The 24,054-nt window shown below is 56.3% G+C and carries 19 protein-coding genes, 2 tRNA genes and 2 rRNA genes; 16 read left to right on the top strand and 7 right to left on the bottom strand.

Annotated features, from left to right (window positions below):
• Positions 1-81: 81 nt before the first annotated feature.
• The 4 genes from LGM20_RS24790 (at position 82) to LGM20_RS24775 (ending at position 3,559) form a co-directional block, all read left to right on the top strand.
• A 23S ribosomal RNA gene (locus LGM20_RS24790) occupies positions 82-2,983 on the top strand.
• A 197-nt stretch (positions 2,984-3,180) separates the two neighbouring features.
• Positions 3,181-3,296, top strand: a 5S ribosomal RNA gene (gene rrf / locus LGM20_RS24785).
• 57 nt (positions 3,297-3,353) lie between these two features.
• Positions 3,354-3,430, top strand: a tRNA-Asp gene (locus LGM20_RS24780).
• Between the two features lie 53 nt (positions 3,431-3,483).
• A tRNA-Trp gene (locus tag LGM20_RS24775) sits at positions 3,484-3,559 on the top strand.
• 109 nt (positions 3,560-3,668) lie between these two features.
• Here LGM20_RS24775 and hdfR read toward each other — a convergent pair.
• A complete protein-coding gene (gene hdfR, locus LGM20_RS24770; RefSeq protein WP_023291542.1) occupies positions 3,669-4,490 on the bottom strand; it encodes an HTH-type transcriptional regulator HdfR in 822 nt (273 codons plus the stop codon).
• Between the two features lie 118 nt (positions 4,491-4,608).
• Here hdfR and LGM20_RS24765 point away from each other — a divergent pair, with 118 nt between their 5' ends.
• Positions 4,609-4,947, top strand: coding sequence for a MaoP family protein (locus LGM20_RS24765; protein ID WP_004886877.1), 339 nt, complete (start codon positions 4,609-4,611; stop codon positions 4,945-4,947).
• A gap of 24 nt (positions 4,948-4,971) precedes the next feature.
• On the opposite strand, the gene LGM20_RS24760 is transcribed toward LGM20_RS24765, so the two are convergent.
• Positions 4,972-6,492 (bottom strand): YifB family Mg chelatase-like AAA ATPase, encoded by a 1,521-nt coding sequence (locus LGM20_RS24760; RefSeq protein ID WP_023319436.1) that lies wholly within the window; start codon positions 6,490-6,492, stop codon positions 4,972-4,974.
• A 354-nt stretch (positions 6,493-6,846) separates the two neighbouring features.
• On the opposite strand from LGM20_RS24760, the gene ilvL reads away from it, so the two are divergent.
• The 7 genes from ilvL to ilvA all read left to right on the top strand — a co-directional run bounded on the left by ilvL (position 6,847) and on the right by ilvA (position 13,390).
• Entirely contained in the window at positions 6,847-6,945 is a 99-nt protein-coding gene (ilvL, locus tag LGM20_RS24755) for an ilv operon leader peptide (RefSeq protein WP_001311244.1), read from the top strand.
• 84 nt (positions 6,946-7,029) lie between these two features.
• Entirely contained in the window at positions 7,030-7,083 is a 54-nt protein-coding gene (ilvX, locus tag LGM20_RS26670) for a peptide IlvX (protein WP_201281575.1), read from the top strand.
• Positions 7,084-7,085: 2 nt separating this feature from the next.
• Entirely contained in the window at positions 7,086-8,732 is a 1,647-nt protein-coding gene (gene ilvG / locus LGM20_RS24745; RefSeq protein WP_023291544.1) for an acetolactate synthase 2 catalytic subunit, read from the top strand.
• Positions 8,729-8,986, top strand: a complete 258-nt coding sequence (ilvM, locus tag LGM20_RS24740) for an acetolactate synthase 2 small subunit (RefSeq protein ID WP_004886870.1) — start codon at positions 8,729-8,731, stop codon at positions 8,984-8,986. The genes ilvG and ilvM overlap by 4 nt, the downstream gene beginning before the upstream one ends.
• 16 nt (positions 8,987-9,002) lie before the next feature.
• Entirely contained in the window at positions 9,003-9,932 is a 930-nt protein-coding gene (gene ilvE, locus LGM20_RS24735; RefSeq protein ID WP_002883171.1) for a branched-chain-amino-acid transaminase, read from the top strand.
• 60 nt (positions 9,933-9,992) lie between these two features.
• Entirely contained in the window at positions 9,993-11,843 is a 1,851-nt protein-coding gene (ilvD, locus tag LGM20_RS24730; RefSeq protein ID WP_044521741.1) for a dihydroxy-acid dehydratase, read from the top strand.
• A gap of 2 nt (positions 11,844-11,845) precedes the next feature.
• On the top strand, positions 11,846-13,390 hold the full coding sequence (ilvA, locus tag LGM20_RS24725) for a threonine ammonia-lyase, biosynthetic (RefSeq protein WP_017899412.1): 1,545 nt from the start codon (positions 11,846-11,848) through the stop codon (positions 13,388-13,390).
• Here the strand turns inward: ilvA and ilvY are convergent.
• Positions 13,387-14,277 carry an HTH-type transcriptional activator IlvY gene (ilvY, locus tag LGM20_RS24720; RefSeq protein WP_012543253.1) on the bottom strand — a complete coding sequence of 297 codons (891 nt, stop codon included), beginning with the start codon at positions 14,275-14,277 and terminating at the stop codon, positions 13,387-13,389. The genes ilvA and ilvY overlap by 4 nt on opposite strands.
• A 152-nt stretch (positions 14,278-14,429) precedes the next feature.
• On the opposite strand from ilvY, the gene ilvC reads away from it, so the two are divergent.
• The gene (ilvC, locus tag LGM20_RS24715) at positions 14,430-15,905 is read left to right on the top strand and encodes a ketol-acid reductoisomerase (RefSeq protein ID WP_023291546.1); all 1,476 of its coding nucleotides are present in this window, start codon (positions 14,430-14,432) and stop codon (positions 15,903-15,905) included.
• A 203-nt stretch (positions 15,906-16,108) separates the two neighbouring features.
• Here the strand turns inward: ilvC and ppiC (LGM20_RS24710) are convergent, their stop codons facing one another.
• Positions 16,109-16,390, bottom strand: coding sequence for a peptidylprolyl isomerase PpiC (gene ppiC, locus LGM20_RS24710; protein WP_004886861.1), 282 nt, complete (start codon positions 16,388-16,390; stop codon positions 16,109-16,111).
• A 50-nt stretch (positions 16,391-16,440) separates the two neighbouring features.
• Positions 16,441-16,722 (bottom strand): peptidylprolyl isomerase PpiC, encoded by a 282-nt coding sequence (ppiC, locus tag LGM20_RS24705; protein ID WP_032454495.1) that lies wholly within the window; start codon positions 16,720-16,722, stop codon positions 16,441-16,443.
• Between the two features lie 112 nt (positions 16,723-16,834).
• Here ppiC (LGM20_RS24705) and rep point away from each other — a divergent pair, with 112 nt between their 5' ends.
• Positions 16,835-18,859: a DNA helicase Rep gene (gene rep / locus LGM20_RS24700; protein ID WP_044521744.1), complete on the top strand. Its 2,025-nt coding sequence runs from the start codon at positions 16,835-16,837 to the stop codon at positions 18,857-18,859.
• Positions 18,860-18,910: 51 nt separating this feature from the next.
• On the opposite strand, the gene gppA is transcribed toward rep, so the two are convergent.
• Both gppA and rhlB read right to left on the bottom strand, forming a co-directional pair.
• Positions 18,911-20,401 (bottom strand): guanosine-5'-triphosphate,3'-diphosphate diphosphatase, encoded by a 1,491-nt coding sequence (gppA, locus tag LGM20_RS24695; protein WP_023291549.1) that lies wholly within the window; start codon positions 20,399-20,401, stop codon positions 18,911-18,913.
• Between the two features lie 117 nt (positions 20,402-20,518).
• Complete coding sequence (gene rhlB, locus LGM20_RS24690; protein ID WP_023291550.1) at positions 20,519-21,784, bottom strand: ATP-dependent RNA helicase RhlB; 1,266 nt, start codon at positions 21,782-21,784, stop codon at positions 20,519-20,521.
• A 342-nt stretch (positions 21,785-22,126) separates the two neighbouring features.
• On the opposite strand from rhlB, the gene trxA reads away from it, so the two are divergent.
• Together trxA and rho are read left to right on the top strand one after the other, a co-directional pair.
• Positions 22,127-22,456 (top strand): thioredoxin TrxA, encoded by a 330-nt coding sequence (gene trxA, locus LGM20_RS24685; protein WP_002883224.1) that lies wholly within the window; start codon positions 22,127-22,129, stop codon positions 22,454-22,456.
• A 331-nt stretch (positions 22,457-22,787) separates the two neighbouring features.
• A complete protein-coding gene (gene rho / locus LGM20_RS24680; RefSeq protein WP_002883293.1) occupies positions 22,788-24,047 on the top strand; it encodes a transcription termination factor Rho in 1,260 nt (419 codons plus the stop codon).
• Positions 24,048-24,054 lie beyond the last annotated feature (7 nt).

Here is a 24,054-nt window from a genome sequence, read left to right as displayed (position 1 = left end):
ACGACACACAGTTAATGTGTGTTCGAGTCTCTCAAATTTTCGCGACACGATGATGTTTTACGAAACATCTTCGGGTTGTGAGGTTAAGCGACTAAGCGTACACGGTGGATGCCCTGGCAGTCAGAGGCGATGAAGGACGTGCTAATCTGCGAAAAGCGTCGGTAAGGTGATATGAACCGTTATAACCGGCGATGTCCGAATGGGGAAACCCAGTGCAATTCGTTGCACTATCGTTAACTGAATACATAGGTTAACGAGGCGAACCGGGGGAACTGAAACATCTAAGTACCCCGAGGAAAAGAAATCAACCGAGATTCCCCCAGTAGCGGCGAGCGAACGGGGAGCAGCCCAGAGTCTGAATCAGCTTGTGTGTTAGTGGAACGGTCTGGAAAGTCCGACGGTACAGGGTGATAGTCCCGTACACCAAAATGCACAGGTTGTGAACTCGAAGAGTAGGGCGGGACACGTGGTATCCTGTCTGAATATGGGGGGACCATCCTCCAAGGCTAAATACTCCTGACTGACCGATAGTGAACCAGTACCGTGAGGGAAAGGCGAAAAGAACCCCGGCGAGGGGAGTGAAAAAGAACCTGAAACCGTGTACGTACAAGCAGTGGGAGCACCTTCGGGTGTGACTGCGTACCTTTTGTATAATGGGTCAGCGACTTATATTCTGTAGCAAGGTTAACCGTATAGGGGAGCCGCAGGGAAACCGAGTCTTAACTGGGCGTTAAGTTGCAGGGTATAGACCCGAAACCCGGTGATCTAGCCATGGGCAGGTTGAAGGTTGGGTAACACTAACTGGAGGACCGAACCGACTAATGTTGAAAAATTAGCGGATGACTTGTGGCTGGGGGTGAAAGGCCAATCAAACCGGGAGATAGCTGGTTCTCCCCGAAAGCTATTTAGGTAGCGCCTCGTGAACTCATCTTCGGGGGTAGAGCACTGTTTCGGCTAGGGGGTCATCCCGACTTACCAACCCGATGCAAACTACGAATACCGAAGAATGTTATCACGGGAGACACACGGCGGGTGCTAACGTCCGTCGTGAAGAGGGAAACAACCCAGACCGCCAGCTAAGGTCCCAAAGTCATGGTTAAGTGGGAAACGATGTGGGAAGGCACAGACAGCCAGGATGTTGGCTTAGAAGCAGCCATCATTTAAAGAAAGCGTAATAGCTCACTGGTCGAGTCGGCCTGCGCGGAAGATGTAACGGGGCTAAACCATGCACCGAAGCTGCGGCAGCGACACGATGTGTTGTTGGGTAGGGGAGCGTTCTGTAAGCCTGCGAAGGTGGCCTGTGAGGGTTGCTGGAGGTATCAGAAGTGCGAATGCTGACATAAGTAACGATAAAGCGGGTGAAAAGCCCGCTCGCCGGAAGACCAAGGGTTCCTGTCCAACGTTAATCGGGGCAGGGTGAGTCGACCCCTAAGGCGAGGCCGAAAGGCGTAGTCGATGGGAAACAGGTTAATATTCCTGTACTTGGTGTTACTGCGAAGGGGGGACGGAGAAGGCTATGTTAGCCGGGCGACGGTTGTCCCGGTTTAAGCATGTAGGCTGGTTATCCAGGCAAATCCGGATAATCAAGGCTGAGGTGTGATGACGAGGCACTACGGTGCTGAAGTAACAAATGCCCTGCTTCCAGGAAAAGCCTCTAAGCATCAGGTAACATCAAATCGTACCCCAAACCGACACAGGTGGTCAGGTAGAGAATACCAAGGCGCTTGAGAGAACTCGGGTGAAGGAACTAGGCAAAATGGTGCCGTAACTTCGGGAGAAGGCACGCTGGTGTGTAGGTGAAGTCCCTGCGGATGGAGCTGAGACCAGTCGAAGATACCAGCTGGCTGCAACTGTTTATTAAAAACACAGCACTGTGCAAACACGAAAGTGGACGTATACGGTGTGACGCCTGCCCGGTGCCGGAAGGTTAATTGATGGGGTTATCCGTAAGGAGAAGCTCTTGATCGAAGCCCCGGTAAACGGCGGCCGTAACTATAACGGTCCTAAGGTAGCGAAATTCCTTGTCGGGTAAGTTCCGACCTGCACGAATGGCGTAATGATGGCCAGGCTGTCTCCACCCGAGACTCAGTGAAATTGAACTCGCTGTGAAGATGCAGTGTACCCGCGGCAAGACGGAAAGACCCCGTGAACCTTTACTATAGCTTGACACTGAACATTGAGCCTTGATGTGTAGGATAGGTGGGAGGCTTTGAAGCGTGGACGCCAGTCTGCGTGGAGCCAACCTTGAAATACCACCCTTTAATGTTTGATGTTCTAACGTGGGCCCCTAATCGGGGTTGCGGACAGTGTCTGGTGGGTAGTTTGACTGGGGCGGTCTCCTCCCAAAGCGTAACGGAGGAGCACGAAGGTTAGCTAATCCTGGTCGGACATCAGGAGGTTAGTGCAATGGCATAAGCTAGCTTGACTGCGAGCGTGACGGCGCGAGCAGGTGCGAAAGCAGGTCATAGTGATCCGGTGGTTCTGAATGGAAGGGCCATCGCTCAACGGATAAAAGGTACTCCGGGGATAACAGGCTGATACCGCCCAAGAGTTCATATCGACGGCGGTGTTTGGCACCTCGATGTCGGCTCATCACATCCTGGGGCTGAAGTAGGTCCCAAGGGTATGGCTGTTCGCCATTTAAAGTGGTACGCGAGCTGGGTTTAGAACGTCGTGAGACAGTTCGGTCCCTATCTGCCGTGGGCGCTGGAGAATTGAGGGGGGCTGCTCCTAGTACGAGAGGACCGGAGTGGACGCATCACTGGTGTTCGGGTTGTCATGCCAATGGCACTGCCCGGTAGCTAAATGCGGAAGAGATAAGTGCTGAAAGCATCTAAGCACGAAACTTGCCCCGAGATGAGTTCTCCCTGAGACTTTAAGTCTCCTGAAGGAACGTTGAAGACGACGACGTTGATAGGCCGGGTGTGTAAGCGCAGCGATGCGTTGAGCTAACCGGTACTAATGAACCGTGAGGCTTAACCTTACAACGCCGAAGATGTTTTGGCGGATTGAGAGAAGATTTTCAGCTTAGATTCAGAGTTGAGTACGCAATAATTTGCGCAGCAGCAAGGCGACGAGCGAAGGAAAGGAAGGAGCATACTGAAGTATGTGACTGACTTTGCGAGCGCAGGCAACGCAGCTGATGCGATAAAGAATTGCGTACTGAGCACAAAGAATTTGCCTGGCGGCACTAGCGCGGTGGTCCCACCTGACCCCATGCCGAACTCAGAAGTGAAACGCCGTAGCGCCGATGGTAGTGTGGGGTCTCCCCATGTGAGAGTAGGGAACTGCCAGGCATCAAATTGCAGTAAGCCGGGGTGACAACCGGTGGTAATAAAGCGAAAAAATTCGGTGGAGCGGTAGTTCAGTCGGTTAGAATACCTGCCTGTCACGCAGGGGGTCGCGGGTTCGAGTCCCGTCCGTTCCGCCACTTATTTAACATTAAGCCTGCTCAGATAGCAGGCTTAGTGGTAAGAAAGCTTTAGGGGCGTAGTTCAATTGGTAGAGCACCGGTCTCCAAAACCGGGTGTTGGGAGTTCGAGTCTCTCCGCCCCTGCCATTTATAAGAATCCTTTGCTCAGGCAAAGGATTTTTTTTTATCTCTACTCTCCATCTGCAATATCCCTGTTCAAAAGACCTTGCTTCTCTCCGTCCATGGAGAGTACAGCTTATTCCAGGATAGGGCTTTTCAGGATCTCGTGGATCTGCGCCTGCTTATCGCTATTTTGTAACCAGATCGCATAGAGTGGGCGGGAAAGCGTAGCGCTGTCCATGACCGTATGTAACCCATGTTTCTCTTTGGCCCAGCGAACAGGTAGCCAACAGCAGCCGTTCAGGCGTGATAATTGCTGGTAGATCAATTCAGCTGAAGAGGTAGTGAGCAGCGGAACATCATCGCTTCCTATCAGACCCACTTCGTTTTGCTGAAAGTCAGGCCCCCATTCAAGGCGCAAGTAATTCAATTCATTTCTGTTTTTTGCAGGGGATGCGCAATACAAGGCAAGGGTAAAATTACCCAACAGCTGGCTGCTTAATTCATCCATCTTCGGCGATTCGGTGGTGATCAGCAGATCCAACTGGCGTTCATGAAGCTGTTTAACCAGCGACTGCCGCTGCGCGATACGCGCTTCAAACTGGAGATTGTAAGGTGCGCTGTAGAGGGTGCCGAGCCAGCCGTTAAGCATGCATTCCCACAGCGAGGCGCTGGCTCCGATGGAGAATTCATTATGTCGCGAAGAGTGTGCGACCTCCTTGCGCGCAGCCTGCCAGGTATTCATTAACGTTTCGGCGTAAGGCAGGAGCTTTTCTCCGGCCGTCGTCAGGCGAATGTTATTACGATGTCGGGTGAACAGGTTCACACCAAGTTGATTTTCCAGCTGACGAATACGAAAGCTGACCGCTGACTGCGTCAGGTAAAGCGCCTCTGCTGCTCGCCCAAAGTGACGAGTTCTGCTCACTTCCAGGAAAGTCTTGAGCAATTCCGTATCCACACCGTTCTCCACAAAATTATTTGTCGTGATGATTTAAATGTTTTGTTTGACGCTCTGTCAAGCGTAACTAATACTCCGCGCCATAAATAGCTCGGCCAAAGAATCAGGAGCGTGTAGGATGGCGGAAAGCTTTACGACGACTAATCGTTTTTTCGACAATAAAAATTATCCACGCGGGTTCTCCCGTCACGGTGATTTCACCATCAAAGAGGCGCAACTGCTGGAACGTCATGGTTATGCCTTTAACGAACTGGAACTGGGTAAACGCGAACCTGTTACCGATGATGAAAAACAGTTTGTCTCGGTGTGCCGTGGTGAGCGTGAGCCGGTAACGGAAGCAGAACGCGTATGGATTAAGTATATGGCGCGCATCAAGCGGCCGAAGCGTTTCCATACCCTTTCCGGCGGCAAACCGCAGATGGAAGGCGCTGACGATTACACCGAAAGCGATGACTAAGAAAAAAGGGCGTAAGCCCTTTTTTTACGCCATCATTTTCTGCAGATGGTTTAGCATCCGGTCTATCGCCCGATAGCTGAGCGCCTCCTGCAAATGACGGCGTTCAATCTCTTCAGCCTCTGCCAGATCGGCAATGGTTCTCGCCACCTTTAACAGACGCTGCCAGGCTCGAATAGAGAGCCCCAACTGCGTTAGCGTCTGTTCCAGCCAGACAGCGTCCTCCCGCCGTAAGTGGCAGCAGCTCTTCATTTCACGATTCTCAAGATGAGCATTGAGCTTATTTTGCCTGAGCATTTGCCGTTCGCGCGCCGCCAGCACCCGCTGCCGGACCGTTGCGCTAGACTCTTCGCCCTGCGTGCCCTGGCTCAGTATCCCTGGCGGCGGCAGCGGGATCTCTAAGGAGAGATCGAAGCGGTCAAGGAAGGGGCCTGACAGACGTCCCAGATAACGTAATGTCTGCTCAGGCGATGTACGATTATGTTTGCCCTGATAATGCCCTGTCGGGCTTGGGTTCATTGCCGCGATAAGCTGAAAGCGCGCCGGATAGTCAATTTTGGCGCGCGAGCGTGATATATGGATCTTGCCTGACTCAATGGGTTCGCGCAGCGCATCCAGTACACGCCGCTCAAACTCCGGCAGCTCATCAAGAAACAGCACGCCATTATGGGCCAGGGAAATCTCACCGGGGACCGGTATCGAGCCGCCGCCCACCATCGCTGCCAGCGAAGCGCTATGATGAGGTGCGCGAAACGGCCTCTGACGCCACCGGGTCTTCGCGGTATGCAGATTGACCAGGCTCTGAATGGCCGTGCTCTCCAGGGCTTCCTGATTGCTTAATGGCGGCAGGAGACCGGGTAGCCGGCTGGCAAGCATGGTTTTCCCGGTGCCGGGTGGGCCGATCAGGAGCAGGTTGTGACCCCCGGCGGCCACAATCTCCAGCGCTCGCTTGCCCTGCTGCTGGCCGATAACATCGCGCAGATCTTCGCCGCGTTCATCAACGGTGGGTGCCTCGGCGAGAGGCGGCGAAAGCGATGTCTGCCCCGCGAGAAAAGCACACACCTCCTGCAGATGGTCGGCGACCAGGCAATCGCTGCCGCCGATCAGGCCGACCTCAGCCGCATTATCAGAGGAGACGACGATGCGCCGGCCGGCTTTGATGGCTTCCATTGCGCTGGGGATCGCCCCTGGAACGCCGCGTAACCCACCTGTGAGGGCGAGTTCGCCCACAAACTCATATTGATTCAGTCGCGTCGTGTTGAGCTGCTCTGAGGCAACGAGAAGCGCGAGAGCGATAGGTAGATCGTATCGCCCGCCCTCTTTAGGCAGATCCGCTGGCGCCAGGTTAATGGTTATTTTCTTCGCAGGGAAAGCGTAGCCGCTGTTGATCAGGGCGCTGCGAACCCGGTCACGGGCCTCTTTCACGGTGGTCTCCGGCAGTCCGACCATAGTCAGGCCGGGCAGACCGTTGCTGAGATGAACCTCGACAGTAATCAATGGCGCTTCGATACCGAGCGCCGCGCGGGTATAGACGATGGCGAGCGACATAAAACCTCCTGGACCAGGCAGGATTATGGCTGACCTGTGTTAAAACGGGATCGGTAATAGTCAGAAGTTAGGACCATACATCCATACTTTTCGCGCTATATCGTTACATTTAGCCGAAAATGGAATTTCGCTCGCAAAAGAGAGTGGCGTGGGCAAGGCACGCGCAAAAGCGCGCGCCAGGCGAGAGAAAACTGAATTTTTTTCATTTCTGATTTTTTTCATATAAAACAATTATTTTTGCTGAAACTGTTAGGCTGCTCAGCAACAGAGATATAAAAAAATCTTGTGTTTTATGTGATGTCTGTGGTACCTCTTTAGGTATTCCTTCGAACAAGAAGCCAGAAAGTACAGAAAATGACAGCCCTTCTACGAGTGATTAGCCTGGTCGTGATTAGCGTGGTGGTGATTATTATCCCACCGTGCGGGGCTGCACTTGGACGAGGAAAGGCTTAATAATCAAGCCTTAACGAACTAAGACCCCCGCACCGAAAGGTCCGGGGGTTTTTTTATAACTGAAATAACCTAAGCGAGGAGCAGATGATGACTTTTAGCATAAAATTCTGTTTCTCCCGATTTATGACGGGGAACTAACTATGAATGGCGCGCAGTGGGTGGTACATGCTTTGCGGACACAGGGGGTCGACACCGTTTTTGGCTATCCGGGTGGCGCAATTATGCCGGTTTACGATGCACTGTATGACGGCGGCGTGGAGCACCTGCTGTGCCGGCATGAGCAAGGGGCAGCCATGGCGGCCATTGGTTATGCGCGAGCAACCGGTAAAACCGGGGTATGTATCGCGACTTCCGGCCCGGGCGCAACCAACCTGATCACCGGCCTGGCGGACGCTTTGCTTGACTCCATCCCCATTGTCGCTATCACCGGCCAGGTGGCCGCACCCTTCATCGGCACGGATGCGTTCCAGGAGGTAGACGTTCTCGGTTTGTCACTGGCCTGTACTAAGCACAGTTTCCTCGTGCAGTCTCTGGACGAGCTGCCGCGGGTCATTGCTGAAGCTTTCCAGGTGGCAAACTCAGGCCGTCCAGGCCCGGTGCTGGTTGATATCCCTAAGGATATTCAGATGGCGCAGGGCGATCTCGATCCCCATTTCTCTACGGTCGCCGATGAGATGGCATTTCCGCAGGCGGAAGTGGCTCAGGCTCTGCAGATGCTGGCTCAATCGCAGCAACCGATGCTGTATGTTGGCGGCGGGGTCGGCATGGCGCAGGCGGTACCGGCGCTGCGTGAATTCCTCGCCGTAACCCGGATGCCGGCGACCTGCACTCTGAAAGGGCTGGGCGTGGTGGACGCCGATTACCCGTATTATCTCGGCATGCTGGGAATGCACGGCACCAAGGCGGCCAACCTGGCGGTACAGGAGTGCGATCTGCTGATTGCCGTCGGCGCGCGCTTTGACGATCGCGTGACCGGCAAGCTCAACACCTTCGCGCCGCATGCCAAAGTGATCCATATGGACATCGATCCGGCGGAGCTGAACAAGCTGCGCCAGGCGCACATCGGTCTGACCGGCGACCTGAACCGCTTGCTGCCGGCGCTGCAGCAGCCGTTAGCGATTGATGGCTGGCGCGAGCGGAGTGCCGCGCTGCGTGCCGATCACGCCTGGCGTTACGATCATCCCGGTGAGGCAATCTACGCGCCGCTGTTGCTGAAACAGCTTTCCGACCGCAAGCCGGCGGACAGCGTGGTGACAACCGACGTTGGTCAGCATCAGATGTGGTCGGCTCAGCATATGACCTATACCCGCCCGGAAAACTTCATCACCTCCAGCGGCTTAGGCACCATGGGCTTTGGCCTGCCGGCCGCCGTTGGCGCCCAGGTGGCGCGCCCTAACGATACGGTGATCTGTATCTCTGGTGACGGCTCCTTCATGATGAATGTGCAGGAGCTGGGCACCGTAAAACGCAAGCAGTTACCGCTGAAGATCGTATTACTCGACAACCAGCGGTTAGGGATGGTTCGACAATGGCAGCAGCTGTTTTTCCAGGAACGTTATAGCGAAACCACTCTGACTGATAACCCTGATTTCCTCACGCTGGCCAGCGCCTTCGGTATTCCTGGCCAACACATCACCCGTAAAGACCAGGTTGAAGCGGCACTCGACACCATGCTTTCGAGCCAGGGGCCATACCTGCTTCATGTCTCAATCGACGAACTTGAGAATGTCTGGCCGTTGGTGCCGCCCGGCGCCAGTAACTCTGAAATGCTGGAGAAATTATCATGATGCAACATCAGGTCGCTTTACAGGCACGTTTCAACCCGGAAACCTTAGAGCGCGTGCTGCGCGTTGTCCGTCACCGTGGTTTTCAAATCTGCGCAATGAACATGGAAACCGCAGCGGACGCACAGAACATAAATATCGAATTGACCGTTGCCAGCCCGCGGCCCGTCGAATTACTGTTTAGTCAATTAAGCAAGCTGGTCGACGTTGCCTGCGTCGAGATCCAGCAACCCACATCACAACAAATCCGCGCCTGAGCGCAAAGGAAGAAAAATGACGACGAAAAAAGCTGATTACATCTGGTTCAATGGCGAGATGGTTCCGTGGGGCGAAGCGAAAGTTCATGTGATGTCCCATGCGCTGCACTATGGCACCTCGGTATTCGAAGGCATCCGTTGCTACGACTCGCACAAAGGCCCGGTGGTGTTCCGTCATCGCGAACATATGCAGCGTCTGCATGACTCAGCCAAAATTTATCGTTTCCCGGTCTCCCAGAGCGTCGACGAACTGATGGAAGCCTGCCGCGAAGTCATTCGCACTAATAATCTGACCAGCGCTTATATCCGCCCGCTGGTGTTTGTTGGCGATGTCGGCATGGGGGTAAACCCGCCTCCGGGTTACAACACTGACGTGATCATCGCGGCGTTCCCGTGGGGAGCCTACCTCGGCGCAGAAGCGCTGGAGCAGGGGATCGATGCCATGGTCTCTTCCTGGAACCGCGCGGCGCCGAACACCATCCCGACGGCGGCGAAAGCCGGCGGCAACTATCTCTCCTCGCTGCTGGTTGGCAGCGAAGCGCGTCGCCATGGCTACCAGGAAGGTATCGCCCTCGACGTTAACGGCTATATCTCTGAAGGCGCTGGCGAAAACCTGTTTGAAGTGAAGGACGGCGTGCTGTTCACTCCGCCGTTTACCTCTTCCGCGCTGCCGGGCATTACCCGCGACGCCATCATCAAGCTGGCGAAAGATCTCGGTATTGAAGTCCGCGAGCAGGTATTGTCCCGTGAATCCCTGTACCTGGCGGATGAAGTCTTCATGTCCGGCACCGCGGCGGAAATCACCCCGGTACGCAGCGTGGATGGCATCCAGGTCGGCGCAGGCCGTCGCGGTCCGGTCACCAAACGCATTCAGGAAGCCTTCTTTGGCCTCTTCACCGGTGAAACAGAAGATAAATGGGGCTGGTTGGATCCGGTAAGTAAGTAATTAAAAATGGGACGGCACGCACCGTCCCATTTAATAAACACAGATGGGAGTAAAAAGAGCATGCCTAAGTACCGTTCCGCCACCACCACACATGGCCGCAATATGGCGGGCGCCCGCGCGTTGTGGCGCGCAACCGGGATGACCGATGCCGATTTCGGCAAACCGATTATCGCTGTCGTTAACTCCTTTACCCAGTTTGTTCCTGGGCACGTGCACCTGCGCGACCTTGGCAAACTGGTTGCCGAGCAGATTGAAGCCGCCGGTGGCGTGGCCAAAGAATTCAACACCATCGCAGTGGATGATGGGATCGCCATGGGCCACGGGGGTATGCTCTATTCACTGCCATCCCGCGAGCTGATCGCCGACTCGGTGGAGTACATGGTTAACGCCCATTGTGCGGATGCGATGGTCTGTATCTCCAACTGCGACAAAATCACCCCGGGGATGTTGATGGCTTCCCTGCGCCTGAACATTCCGGTGATCTTTGTGTCCGGCGGCCCAATGGAAGCCGGGAAAACCAAGCTGTCAGATAAAATCATCAAGCTCGACCTGGTGGATGCGATGATCCAGGGGGCGGATCCGAAAGTGTCTGACGAGCAGAGTAATCAGGTGGAACGCTCCGCCTGTCCGACCTGCGGCTCCTGTTCCGGGATGTTTACCGCCAACTCCATGAACTGCCTGACCGAAGCGCTGGGCCTGTCGCAGCCGGGTAACGGCTCTCTGCTGGCGACCCACGCCGATCGTAAGGAGCTGTTCCTTAACGCCGGGAAACGTATCGTTGAGCTGACCAAACGCTATTACGAGCAGGATGACGCTTCCGCGCTGCCGCGCAATATCGCCAGCAAGGCGGCCTTTGAGAACGCCATGACGCTGGATATCGCCATGGGCGGTTCCACCAACACCGTTCTGCACCTGCTGGCGGCGGCGCAGGAAGCTGAAATCGATTTCACCATGAGCGATATCGATAAGCTCTCCCGCAAAGTGCCGCAGCTGTGTAAGGTGGCGCCGAGCACGCAGAAGTACCATATGGAAGATGTGCATCGCGCCGGCGGCGTGCTGGGCATTCTGGGCGAGCTGGACCGCGCCGGGCTGCTGAATCGCGAGGTTAAAAACGTCCTCGGCCTGACGCTGCCGCAGACCCTGGAACAGTACGATGTGATGGTGACCCAGGACAATGCGGTGAAAAAGATGTTCCGCGCCGGCCCGGCGGGCATCCGTACCACCCAGGCGTTCTCGCAAGACTGCCGCTGGGATACGCTGGATGACGATCGCGCCGAAGGCTGTATCCGTTCTCTGGAACATGCTTACAGCAAGGACGGCGGCCTGGCGGTGCTGTACGGCAATTTCGCGGAAAACGGTTGTATCGTGAAAACCGCCGGCGTGGACGACAGCATCCTGAAATTTACCGGTCCGGCGAAAGTATATGAGAGCCAGGACGATGCGGTTGAGGCCATCCTCGGCGGTAAAGTCGTTGAAGGCGACGTCGTGGTGATCCGCTACGAAGGGCCGAAAGGCGGGCCGGGGATGCAGGAGATGCTTTACCCCACCAGCTTCCTGAAGTCGATGGGGCTGGGCAAAGCCTGCGCGCTGATCACCGATGGCCGTTTCTCCGGCGGCACCTCAGGGCTCTCTATCGGTCACGTCTCACCGGAAGCGGCGAGCGGCGGCAACATTGCGCTCATTGAAGATGGCGACATGATCGCGATTGATATTCCAAACCGCAGTATCCAGCTGCAGCTGAGCGATGCGGAAATTGCGGCGCGTCGTGAAGCCCAGGAAGCGCGCGGCGACCAGGCGTGGACGCCGAAGCATCGCCAGCGTCAGGTCTCCTTTGCCCTTCGCGCCTACGCCAGCCTGGCGACCAGCGCTGACAAAGGCGCGGTTCGCGATAAATCGAAACTGGGTGGCTAATCATGGCGGATTCACAACCCCTCTCCGGCGCCCCCGAGGGCGCCGAATACCTGAGAGCAGTGCTGCGCGCGCCGGTTTATGAAGCGGTGCAGAAAACGCCGCTGCAAAAAATGGACAAACTCTCTTCTCGCCTGGATAACGTTATTCTGGTGAAGCGCGAAGATCGCCAACCGGTACACAGCTTTAAGCTGCGCGGCGCCTACGCGATGATGTCCAGCCTGACCGCGGAACAGAAATCCCACGGGGTGATCACCGCCTCGGCGGGCAATCATGCCCAGGGCGTGGCGTTCTCCGCATCGCGGCTGGGCGTTAAGGCGCTGATCGTGATGCCGGTAGCGACCGCCGACATCAAAGTGGATGCCGTTCGCGGCTTTGGCGGCGAAGTGCTGCTGCATGGCGCCAATTTTGACGAAGCGAAGGCGAGAGCGATTGAGCTGGCGCAGCAGCAGGGCTTTACCTGGGTGCCGCCGTTCGATCACCCGATGGTCATCGCCGGTCAGGGAACCCTGGCGCTGGAGCTGCTGCAGCAGGATGCCCACATCGACCGCGTGTTCGTCCCGGTGGGCGGCGGCGGCCTGGCGGCAGGCGTGGCGGTGTTGATCAAGCAACTGATGCCGCAGATTAAAGTGATAGCGGTGGAAGCGGAAGATTCGGCCTGCCTGAAGGCGGCGCTGGATGCCGGTCATCCGGTGGATCTGCCGCGCGTCGGCTTGTTTGCCGAAGGCGTGGCGGTCAAACGCATCGGCGATGAAACCTTCCGTCTGTGCCAGGAGTATCTGGACGACATCATCACCGTCGACAGCGACGCTATTTGCGCGGCGATGAAGGATTTGTTCGAAGATGTGCGGGCGGTGGCAGAGCCTTCCGGCGCCCTGGCGCTGGCGGGGATGAAGAAATATGTCGCCCAGCACAATATTCGCGGCGAGCGACTGGCTCACATTCTGTCCGGGGCCAACGTCAACTTCCACGGTCTGCGCTACGTGTCTGAACGCTGCGAGCTCGGGGAACAGCGCGAAGCGCTGCTGGCGGTGACGATCCCGGAAGAGAAAGGCAGCTTTCTGAAGTTTTGCCAGCTGCTGGGGGGGCGTTCGGTGACCGAGTTCAACTACCGCTTTGCCGATGCCAAAGACGCCTGCATCTTTGTGGGGGTGCGTCTGAGTCGTGGGCTGGAGGAGCGGAAAGAGATCCTCCAGTTACTGAACGATGGCGGCTACAGCGTCGTTGACCTTTCCGATGACGAAATGGCCAAGCTCCATGTGCGCTATATGGTTGGCGGCCGACCGTCCAAAGCGCTGCAGGAGCGGCTGTTCAGCTTCGAATTTCCAGAGTCCCCGGGGGCGCTGCTGAAGTTCCTGCACACCCTTGGCACCCACTGGAATATTTCGCTGTTCCACTACCGTAGCCACGGTACCGACTATGGTCGGGTTTTGGCGGCCTTCGAGCTGGGCGAGCACGAGCCGGACTTTGAAACTCGTCTCAATGAGCTGGGCTATGAGTGTCACGATGAGACCCATAACCCGGCATTCCGCTTTTTCCTCGCGGGCTAGTGGTTCGGCAGGATTTTCCAGAAAGCATCAATAAGCGGCTCATGCAGCCGCTTTTTTTGTGCGCAAACGCCGAGCTCGAACGGGGTTTGCTCATCGCTGCGCTCCAGAATCATCACCCTGTTGCGTACCGGCTCCGGGCTGTTCTCCAGCACCACTTCCGGCAGCAGCGCCACGCCGCATCCCAGGGCGACCATCGACACCATCGCTTCGTGGCCCCCGACGGTGGCGTAGATCGACGGATTGCTGATTTTATGCCGTCGAAACCACAGCTCGATACGCCGACGTACCGGCCCCTGGTCAGCCATGATAAACGGCACTGTCGACCAGTCCGGACGCTCGACGGTCACCTGGTTGCGCACCGGGCAGGGAAGGGCCGGGGCAATTAACACCACGGCGAGGTTCTCCAGCATCGAAAACGCCACCGACCCTGGCAGGGTCTCCGGCTTACCGGCAATCGCCAGGTCGGCTTCGCCGGTGACCACCTTCTCCATGGCGTCGGCGGCATCGCCGGTCGACAGCTTGATCTCTACCGAGGGATGCGCGGCGCGAAAGCGGTCGAGGATCGGCGGCAGATGGCTATAGGCGGCGGTGACAGAGCAGAAGATGTGCAGCTCGCCGGAGAGCGAAGGGCCCTGCTGATCGATGGCGTGGCGAAGCTGCTGATACTGCAGTAAAGTCTGCTGGGCAAAGGTGCGTAACTCTTCCCCGGCTTCGGTCAGGGTCACCGTGCGATTATCTCGCACGAACAGCGGCTGGCCGAGGTCCTCTTCCAGGCGCTGGATCTGGCGCGAAAGCGTCGACGGGCTGACGTGCATGGCCCGCGCGCTGCGGCCAAAATGGCGGCTTTCCGCCAGATGCAGAAAGGTTTTCAGATCGCGTAAATCCACGGCGCGTACTCCCCGGTTTTGTATTTCATAAAATGCAACGTGACGTTGTGAATATATCAATTTCCGCAATAAAATTCCTGTCATATAGTAAGTTCATTCTCGCAAAAGCGAACCGAACAATAAGCACGACACAACATCACGGAGTTACAGACATGGCTAACTACTTTAATACACTGAACCTGCGCCAGCAGCTGGCACAGCTGGGCAAATGCCGCTTTATGGCGCGCGACGAATTCGCCGATGGCGCCAGCTACCTTCAGGGTAAAAAAGTGGTCATCGTCGGCTGCGGCGCGCAGGGTCTGAACCAGGGTCTGAACATGCGTGACTCCGGCCTGGATATCTCCTATGCGCTGCGCAAAGAAGCGATCGCCGAGAAGCGCGCCTCCTGGCGTAAAGCGACCGAAAACGGTTTTAAAGTCGGCACTTATGAAGAGCTGATCCCACAGGCGGACCTGGTGGTTAACCTGACCCCGGACAAACAGCACTCTGACGTTGTGCGCTCCGTACAGCCGCTGATGAAAGACGGCGCGGCGCTGGGCTACTCCCACGGCTTCAACATCGTGGAAGTGGGCGAGCAGATCCGTAAAGACATCACCGTGGTGATGGTGGCGCCGAAGTGCCCGGGTACCGAAGTGCGTGAAGAGTACAAACGCGGTTTCGGCGTACCGACGCTTATCGCGGTACACCCGGAAAATGACCCGAAAGGCGAAGGCATGGCCATTGCGAAAGCATGGGCAGCGGCGACCGGCGGCCACCGTGCGGGCGTCCTGGAGTCTTCCTTCGTGGCAGAAGTGAAATCTGACCTGATGGGCGAGCAGACCATCCTCTGCGGCATGCTGCAGGCGGGTTCTCTGCTGTGCTTCGACAAGCTGGTGGCGGAAGGTACCGACCCGGCGTATGCAGAAAAACTGATTCAGTTCGGCTGGGAAACCATCACCGAAGCGCTGAAGCAGGGCGGCATCACCCTGATGATGGATCGCCTCTCTAACCCGGCGAAACTGCGCGCTTATGCGCTCTCCGAGCAGCTGAAAGAGATTATGGCGCCGCTGTTCCAGAAACACATGGACGACATCATTTCCGGCGAATTCTCCTCCGGTATGATGGCGGACTGGGCGAACGACGATAAGAAACTGCTGACCTGGCGTGAAGAGACGGGTAAAACCGCGTTCGAAACCGCGCCGCAGTATGAAGGTAAAATCGGCGAGCAGGAGTACTTCGATAAAGGCGTTCTGATGATTGCGATGGTGAAAGCAGGCGTTGAGCTGGCGTTCGAAACCATGGTCGATTCCGGCATCATCGAAGAGTCCGCTTACTACGAATCACTGCACGAGCTGCCGCTGATCGCCAACACCATCGCCCGTAAGCGTCTGTACGAGATGAACGTGGTTATCTCCGATACCGCTGAATATGGTAACTACCTGTTCTCTTACGCTTGCGTACCGCTGCTGAAAGAGTTCATGACCACCCTGCAGACTGGCGACCTGGGTACGGCGATTGCCGAAGGCGCGGTAGACAACGCCCAGCTGCGTGATGTCAACGAAGCCATCCGCAGCCACCAGATCGAGAAAGTGGGTCACAAACTGCGTGGCTATATGACCGATATGAAGCGTATTGCGGTTGCCGGCTAATTCCTCGTCGTCTTTCGACTGGCCGATGCGTTGGCTACGGTACGTACACCCCAGTCACATAGTTATCTATGTTCCTGGGGGTGTACTTCCTGGCCGCCTTCCGGCAAGCTGAAATCCATAGAGGAATGAATTTGTTTAGTAGGCCTGATAAGCGAAGCGCCATCAGGCAAAAACCCGGAGATTAAGATCCCCGGGTTTTTTTATTATTTCCGGTACAGGACTTTGATGATGTGGTAGCCGAACTGGGTATGCAGCGGTCCGGTTGGCTCCAGCACCGGGCAGGAGAAGACCACTTTATCGAACGCCGGGACCATCTGGCCCTGGCGGAATTCACCTAAATCACCGCCGCGTTTACCTGATGGGCAAATAGAGTGTTTCTTTGCCAGCTTACCGAAGTCGGCGCCGTTTTTAATCTGCTCCAGAAGATCCAGAGCCAGTTTCTCTTCTTTAACAAGAATATGCAGTGCTGCTGCTGTTTTTGCCATGATCGTGCCTTGAATAGGTTGAGATAAATCGGGGCGCAATATACCACGCGTCAGCGGCGATAAAGCACCTTAATGATATGGTAGCCAAACTTGGTTTTTACCGGACCGTAGGGCTTGAGAAGCGGGCAGCTAAAGACCGCCTGATCGAATGGGCCGACCATCGCGCCTTGCTGAAACTCGCCCAGGTCGCCGCCGTTGCGCCCCGAGGGACATTGGGAATAGCGCTTCGCCAGATGATCGAAGCTGACGCCCCGCTCCAGTTTGGCGAGGATCTCCTGGGCCAGTTTTTCTTCTTTGACCAGGATATGCAGGGCTGCTGCGGTCTTTTTCATGGTTCTGCTCTATGGGTTAATCGCGATTTCTTCACTTTACCATCAGTCGGTAAATCTCGGCTCCGCTTTCTGCTACAATCCCCACCCCGTTCGAAGATTGAGCAAGACTCCCATGCGTTTAAACCCTGGCCAACAACAAGCCGTCGAATTTGTAACCGGACCGTGCCTGGTGCTGGCGGGCGCCGGCTCCGGTAAGACCCGCGTGATCACCAATAAAATCGCCCACCTGATCCGCGGCTGCGGCTATCAGGCGCGCCATATCGCGGCCGTGACCTTTACCAACAAAGCCGCGCGCGAGATGAAAGAGCGCGTTGGGCAAACGCTGGGGCGCAAAGAGGCGCGCGGGCTGATGATTTCCACCTTCCACACCCTGGGGCTGGATATCATCAAGCGGGAATACGCCGCGCTGGGCATGAAGTCTAACTTCTCCTTATTCGACGATACCGACCAGGTGGCGTTGCTCAAAGAGCTGACCGAAGGGTTGATCGAAGATGACAAAGTGGTGCTCCAGCAGTTGATCTCGACGATCTCCAACTGGAAAAACGATCTGAAAACCCCGGCCCAGGCCGCCGCGGGTGCGAAAGGCGAACGGGACCGCATCTTCGCCCACTGCTATGGGCTGTACGATGCGCATATGAAGGCCTGCAATGTCCTCGATTTTGACGATCTGATCCTGCTGCCGACGCTGCTGCTGCAGCGCAACGAGGAGGTGCGCGAACGCTGGCAGAATAAGATCCGCTACCTGCTGGTGGATGAGTATCAGGATACCAACACCAGCCAGTATGAGCTGGTGAAGCTGCTGGTGGGCCAGCGGGCGCGTTTTACCGTGGTAGGCGACGATGACCAGTCGATCTACTCGTGGCGCGGCGCGCGGCCACAGAACCTGGTGCTGCTCAGCCAGGACTTCCCGGCGCTGCAGGTTATCAAGCTTGAGCAGAACTATCGCTCCTCCGGGCGTATTCTGAAAGCCGCTAACATTCTGATCGCCAACAACCCGCACGTTTTTGAAAAGCGTCTGTTCTCCGAACTGGGATACGGCGCTGAGCTGAAAGTGCTCTCCGCCAACAATGAAGATCATGAAGCGGAGCGCGTGGCCGGGGAACTGATCGCCCACCACTTTATCAATAAAACCAATTACAAAGACTACGCGATCCTTTATCGCGGCAATCACCAGTCGCGGGTCTTTGAAAAGATGCTGATGCAGAACCGCATCCCGTACAAAATCTCCGGCGGCACGTCGTTCTTCTCGCGCCCGGAAATTAAAGATCTGCTGGCCTATCTGCGCGTGCTGACCAACCCGGACGACGACAGCGCCTTTCTGCGTATCGTCAACACGCCGAAGCGCGAGATCGGCCCGGCGACGCTGCAAAAGCTCGGTGAGTGGGCGATGGGCCGCAACAAAGGATTGTTCACCGCCAGCTTTGATATGGGTCTTAGCCAGATGCTGACCGGGCGCGGCTATGAATCACTCACCCGCTTCACCCACTGGCTGCGCGAGATCCAGCAACTGGCCGAACGCGAGCCGGTCAACGCCGTGCGCGACTTGATCCGCGGGATTGATTACGAATCCTGGTTGTATGAAACCTCGCCCAGCCCGAAAGCCGCGGAAATGCGCATGAAAAACGTCAACCAGCTGTTCACCTGGATGACCGAGATGCTGGAAGGCAGCGAAATCGATGAGCCGATGACCCTGACGCAGGTGGTCACCCGCTTTACGCTGCGCGACATGATGGAGCGCGGCGAATCGGATGAAGAGCTGGATCAGGTGCAGCTGATGACCCTCCATGCCTCAAAAGGGCTGGAGTTCCCGTATGTTTACCTGGTGGGCATGGAGGAGGGATTGCTCCCGCACCAGAGCAGCATTGATGAAGATAACGTCGATGAAGAGCGCCGGTTAGCCTACGTGGGCATCACCCGTGCGCAGAAAGAGCTGACCTTTACGCTCTGTAAGGAGCGCCGGCAGTATGGTGAGGTGGTGCGCCCGGAACCGAGCCGTTTCCTGCTCGAGCTACCCCAGGACGATCTGATTTGGGAGCAGGCGCGCAAAGTGATTACCGCTGAAGAGCGAATGCATAAAGGACAGGCTAACGTGGCGAACATTCGCGCCATGCTGGCAAAAGCTAAAGAGAAAGGATAGCGATAAGCAGGCCGGGTAAGGCGAAGCCGCCGCCCGGCAATGTTCAGCGTATTACTTCACCTCAAGCATCCAGTGCACATAGCTTTGCCACTGGCATTCCTGTTCGATCAGCTCAGCCCCAAGCGGGTGATTATCCAGCCAGTTTTCCGGCAGCGTCAGGGACAGTTTTTCATCATCGGCCACCAGATTGATGGCGGGCAGCAAATCGTCACGCCGCCGGCTGGCAAAGAGTATCGCCAGTCGCAGCAGGCGACAAAGATGTTCGGCAACCCGCGGCGGGACGGCGTTCTGCTGATGAAGCGATGAGAGGTCGATGGCGTTAGTCTGGTTAAGCAACAGCGTCGCAATCAGCTTCTTCTGCGCTGGGGTAAAGCCGGGCAGGTCGAGATTATTGACCAGATAGGCCGCGTGCTGCGGCGCGCGCTTAAAATCCACGCTCAGGCCAATCTCATGCAACGCACAGGCGCTGAGGAGCAAATCGCGGCTCAGCGGATCCAGTTCCCAGCAGCCGTCCAGCTGGCTGAGCAGGTGGCTGGCAAGACCAGCGACGCGCTGGGCCTGTTCGGTGTCGATCATAAAACGACGCTGAATATTACGCAGAGTGCGGCTGCGGATGTCCTGTTCAACGGAGAGATGCAGCATGCCATACACCAGCCCTTCCCGTAATGCGCCGCCCGCGAGGGTCATACACTGAATATTCAGTTCGCTGAAGATAGCGATAAGGATCGCCAGCCCGCTCGGAAACACCAGCGCTCGCTCAAGGGTTAAGCCTTCGATCTCCAGCTCTTCCAGGCGTCCGCACTGGATGGCGCGCTGTTTAAGCTGCTGGAGTTTGGTCAGGGTGATCCGCTCATCCATCCCCTGCGCCATCATAATTTCCTGCAGAGCCTGAACGGTGCCGGAGGCGCCAACGCACACTTTCCATCCGTGATAGCGCAGCACATCGGCGATGGGCAGTAGCACCTCACGCGCGGCCGCCTCGGCAAGATCGAAATTCTCTTTCGTCAGGCTGCGGTCGGCGAAATAGCGTTCAAGCCAGGTCACACAGCCCATCGACAGGCTAAATAGCGAGGTCGTTTGCGCGCCGGTGCCGGTCACCAGTTCGGTGCTGGCGCCGCCGATATCGACCACCAGACGCTGATCGGCGCCGCCGGTGGTGTGGGCGACACCCTGATAAATCAGGCGCGCTTCTTCTTCACCGCTAATGACCTGTACCGGACTGCCGAGGATCTCCTGCGCTTTCGCCAGAAATTCGCCGGCATTGACGGCAAGACGCAGCGTGGCGGTGGCCACGACGCGGATTTGCGCCGGCGGAATATCCTGCAGGCGTTCGGCAAACAGGCGTAAGCACTGCCAGCCGCGCTCCATCGCTTCTGCGGAGAGCGTGTTGTCGCTATTCAGGCCGGCGGCCAGACGAACTTTGCGCTTAATGCGGCTCAGCGTCTGGATACTGCCAGCCACCTCGCGCACCACCAACATATGGAAACTGTTGGAGCCCAAATCAATGGCGGCATACAGCGAGGTGGAGCTCATGCTCTTCATCGTTCAGAAGGCTCCCTGGTCGACGGGGCGCTTGTGCCCAATCCGTGTAACTGAGCGGGTTGCCGGGGAAACGCGCCCTGGCAGATTCTGAATGATTGAGCGTATAGCATAGAGTTCTTAACCTGAACGACGACGATTGCGCGGTGGACCGCTGCGGCGCGGGCCGTTGCCTGGACGCGCACGGGTCAGTCGCAGCGGCTTAGGCAGGTCGGTCATCAGCGCGTCCGGGTTGTACTTGCTGACCGGAATTGAGTGACCAATATAGGTTTCGATAGCCGGCAGGTTCAGCGCATACTCTTCGCAGGCGAGGCTGATGGAGTGACCGCTGGCGCCAGCGCGACCGGTACGGCCAATGCGGTGAACGTAATCTTCGCAGTCGTCCGGCAGATCGTAGTTAAAGACGTGGGTCACGGCCGGAATGTGCAAGCCACGAGCGGCAACGTCAGTCGCGACCAGAATATCAAGGTCGCCGCGGGTAAATTCTTCGAGAATCCGCAGACGTTTTTTCTGCGCCACGTCGCCGGTCAGCAGACCTACGCGATGGCCGTCGGCGGCGAGATGGCCCCAGATATCTTCACAACGATGCTTGGTATTGGCGAAGACGATGGCGCGATCGGGCCACTCTTCTTCCAGCAGCGTCTGCAGCAGGCGCATTTTTTCTTCGTTGGACGGGTAGAAGAGCTCTTCTTTAATACGGTGGCCCGTTTTCTGTTCCGGCTCGACTTCAACGTACTCGGCGTTGTTCATTTGTTCGAACGCCAGTTCGCGTACGCGATAAGAAAGCGTCGCGGAGAACAGCATGTTCAGACGCTGAGTGGCCGGCGGCATGCGGCGGAACAGCCAGCGGATATCTTTAATAAAGCCGAGATCGTACATGCGATCGGCTTCGTCCAGCACGACGACCTGAATGGCGCCGAGGTTAATGTGGTTTTGCTTCGCGTAATCGATCAGACGACCGGTGGTACCGATCAGAATATCGACGCCGCTTTCCAGCACTTTCAGCTGCTTATCGTAGCCGTCGCCGCCGTAAGCCAGACCCAGCTTCAGACCGGTGGCCTGCGCCAGCGGTTCAGCGTCCGCGTGGATCTGTACCGCCAGTTCACGCGTCGGCGCCATAATCAGCGCGCGCGGCTGGTTAACCTGGCGATCGGCGATAGCCGGGTGAGAGAGAAGATAATGAAACGTCGACGTCAGGAACGCCATCGTTTTACCGGTACCGGTTTGCGCCTGCCCGGCGACATCGCGGCCTTCCAGCGTCAGCGGAAGGGCGAGGGCCTGAATAGGTGTGCAATTATGAAACCCTTTCTTTTCAAGGGCTTCAATGACTGCCGGGTGCAGGGCGAAGTCGGAAAACTTCTGTTCTGTTAAATGTGTTTTGCTCATAGTGTGGTAGAATATCAGCTAACTATTGCATTAAGAAAGCGTATCCGGTGAAATAACGTCAACCTTTCGTTGGCGGTGTACGAAATTATTCAAGGTACGTCTACGGTAACTGAACGAATCCAGGATAGCTTAGACCACTAAGCGAGCCGGGAGCGATAAATCTGCAATATGCAGTGCGCGTTCAGGTGACCCTGGCGTCAAAGGGTGGGTCCATGAGGGATCGCGCCAGTTGGCAGACCAGAGAATTGAGGTATCCTGAAGAATAGCGTGCATAACGTAGCCGCAGCGCGTCGTTGATGGCTACGACACCAACACACCAGGCTTATTCCTGTGGAGTTAAATATGAGCGATAAAATTATTCACCTGACTGACGACAGTTTTGACACGGACGTACTCAAGGCTGACGGGCTGACCCTCGTCGATTTCTGGGCAGAGTGGTGTGGTCCGTGCAAAATGATCGCCCCGATTCTGGATGAGATCGCTGAAGAGTATCAGGGCAAACTGACCGTAGCTAAGCTGAACATCGACCAGAACCCGGGCACCGCGCCGAAGTACGGCATTCGCGGCATCCCAACCCTGCTGCTGTTCAAAAACGGCGAAGTGGCGGCCACCAAAGTCGGCGCACTGTCCAAGGGTCAGCTGAAAGAGTTCCTCGACGCCAACCTGGCGTAAGCGAATTGCTGTTCCGGCGTCCAGATTCCTATTTTTTGCGGAACTCTGGACGCCCGGCTGGAGTCGTGCTAAGTTAATCCACAGACTTCGTTTTAAACATACCTTGTTTGAATCTTGTTTTACCCGAAGCATCCCGCAAAAAACGCGCGTGAAGCTATTAATTCCGGGCTTTTCACTCATTCCGTCTAGTCGTTTCAGTTCTGCGTTCTTTCCTGTGACCAGGCGACGTACAGACACGAGATGAAGGCCGTTAACAGGCATGGAAGTTCCTGCCATACCATTCACAACATTAAGTTCGAGATTTACCCCGAGTTTAAGAACCCACACCACTATGAATCTTACCGAATTAAAGAATACGCCGGTTTCTGAGCTGATTACTCTCGGCGAAAATATGGGGCTGGAAAACCTGGCTCGTATGCGTAAGCAGGATATTATTTTTGCCATCCTCAAGCAGCATTCGAAGAGTGGCGAAGATATCTTTGGCGACGGCGTACTGGAGATACTGCAGGATGGATTTGGATTCCTCCGCTCCGCAGACAGCTCCTACCTCGCCGGCCCTGACGACATCTACGTATCCCCCAGCCAAATCCGCCGTTTCAACCTCCGCACTGGTGACACCATTTCCGGTAAGATTCGTCCTCCGAAAGAGGGTGAGCGTTACTTTGCGCTGCTGAAAGTTAACGAAGTTAACTACGACAAGCCGGAAAACGCCCGTAACAAGATCCTGTTCGAGAACTTAACGCCGCTGCACGCGAATTCTCGTCTGCGTATGGAGCGTGGTAACGGTTCTACCGAAGACTTAACCGCTCGCGTACTGGATCTGGCTTCCCCGATTGGCCGCGGCCAGCGTGGTCTGATCGTCGCGCCGCCGAAAGCCGGTAAAACCATGCTGCTGCAGAACATCGCGCAGAGCATCGCTTATAACCATCCGGACTGCGTGCTGATGGTGCTGCTGATCGACGAACGTCCGGAAGAAGTGACCGAGATGCAGCGTCTGGTGAAAGGTGAAGTGGTTGCTTCCACCTTCGACGAACCGGCATCCCGTCACGTTCAGGTTGCTGAGATGGTTATCGAGAAAGCGAAACGTCTGGTTGAACACAAGAAAGACGTTATCATCCTGCTTGACTCCATTACCCGTCTGGCGCGCGCCTACAACACCGTGGTCCCGGCTTCCGGTAAAGTGCTGACCGGTGGTGTGGACGCCAACGCCCTGCACCGTCCGAAGCGTTTCTTCGGTGCGGCGCGCAACGTCGAAGAGGGCGGCAGCCTGACCATCATCGCCACGGCGCTGATCGACACCGGCTCCAAAATGGATGAAGTTATCTACGAAGAGTTTAAAGGCACCGGTAACATGGAGCTGCACCTCTCTCGTAAGATTGCCGAAAAACGCGTCTTCCCGGCTATCGATTACAACCGTTCCGGTACGCGTAAAGAAGAGCTGCTCACCACTCAGGAAGAGCTGCAGAAAATGTGGATCCTGCGCAAAATTATCCATCCGATGGGTGAGATCGACGCGATGGAGTTCCTCATTAATAAACTGGCAATGACTAAGACGAATGATGACTTCTTCGATATGATGAAGCGCTCGTAAGGTAAAA

The sequence above is a fragment of the Klebsiella quasipneumoniae subsp. quasipneumoniae genome (assembly GCF_020525925.1).
Lineage (GTDB): Bacteria > Pseudomonadota > Gammaproteobacteria > Enterobacterales > Enterobacteriaceae > Klebsiella > Klebsiella quasipneumoniae.
Note: the sequence above shows the minus strand (reverse complement) of the source record. Positions and strands in the feature narration are given on the sequence as shown.

Bases quoted from the DNA above. Each gene is read 5' to 3' on its own strand.
- ilvL (WP_001311244.1), top strand. From the start codon at position 6,847: ATGACAGCCCTTCTACGAGTGATTAGCCTGGTCGTGATTAGCGTGGTG.
- LGM20_RS24765 (WP_004886877.1), top strand. From the start codon at position 4,609: ATGGCGGAAAGCTTTACGACGACTAATCGTTTTTTCGACAATAAAAAT.
- gppA (WP_023291549.1), bottom strand. From the start codon at position 20,401: ATGAAGAGCATGAGCTCCACCTCGCTGTATGCCGCCATTGATTTGGGC.
- ppiC (WP_004886861.1), bottom strand. From the start codon at position 16,390: ATGGCAAAAACAGCAGCAGCACTGCATATTCTTGTTAAAGAAGAGAAA.
- ilvG (WP_023291544.1), top strand. From the start codon at position 7,086: ATGAATGGCGCGCAGTGGGTGGTACATGCTTTGCGGACACAGGGGGTC.
- rho (WP_002883293.1), top strand. From the start codon at position 22,788: ATGAATCTTACCGAATTAAAGAATACGCCGGTTTCTGAGCTGATTACT.
- ppiC (WP_032454495.1), bottom strand. From the start codon at position 16,722: ATGAAAAAGACCGCAGCAGCCCTGCATATCCTGGTCAAAGAAGAAAAA.
- rhlB (WP_023291550.1), bottom strand. From the start codon at position 21,784: ATGAGCAAAACACATTTAACAGAACAGAAGTTTTCCGACTTCGCCCTG.
- ilvA (WP_017899412.1), top strand. From the start codon at position 11,846: ATGGCGGATTCACAACCCCTCTCCGGCGCCCCCGAGGGCGCCGAATAC.
- ilvD (WP_044521741.1), top strand. From the start codon at position 9,993: ATGCCTAAGTACCGTTCCGCCACCACCACACATGGCCGCAATATGGCG.
- ilvM (WP_004886870.1), top strand. From the start codon at position 8,729: ATGATGCAACATCAGGTCGCTTTACAGGCACGTTTCAACCCGGAAACC.
- LGM20_RS24760 (WP_023319436.1), bottom strand. From the start codon at position 6,492: ATGTCGCTCGCCATCGTCTATACCCGCGCGGCGCTCGGTATCGAAGCG.
- trxA (WP_002883224.1), top strand. From the start codon at position 22,127: ATGAGCGATAAAATTATTCACCTGACTGACGACAGTTTTGACACGGAC.
- rep (WP_044521744.1), top strand. From the start codon at position 16,835: ATGCGTTTAAACCCTGGCCAACAACAAGCCGTCGAATTTGTAACCGGA.
- ilvC (WP_023291546.1), top strand. From the start codon at position 14,430: ATGGCTAACTACTTTAATACACTGAACCTGCGCCAGCAGCTGGCACAG.
- ilvE (WP_002883171.1), top strand. From the start codon at position 9,003: ATGACGACGAAAAAAGCTGATTACATCTGGTTCAATGGCGAGATGGTT.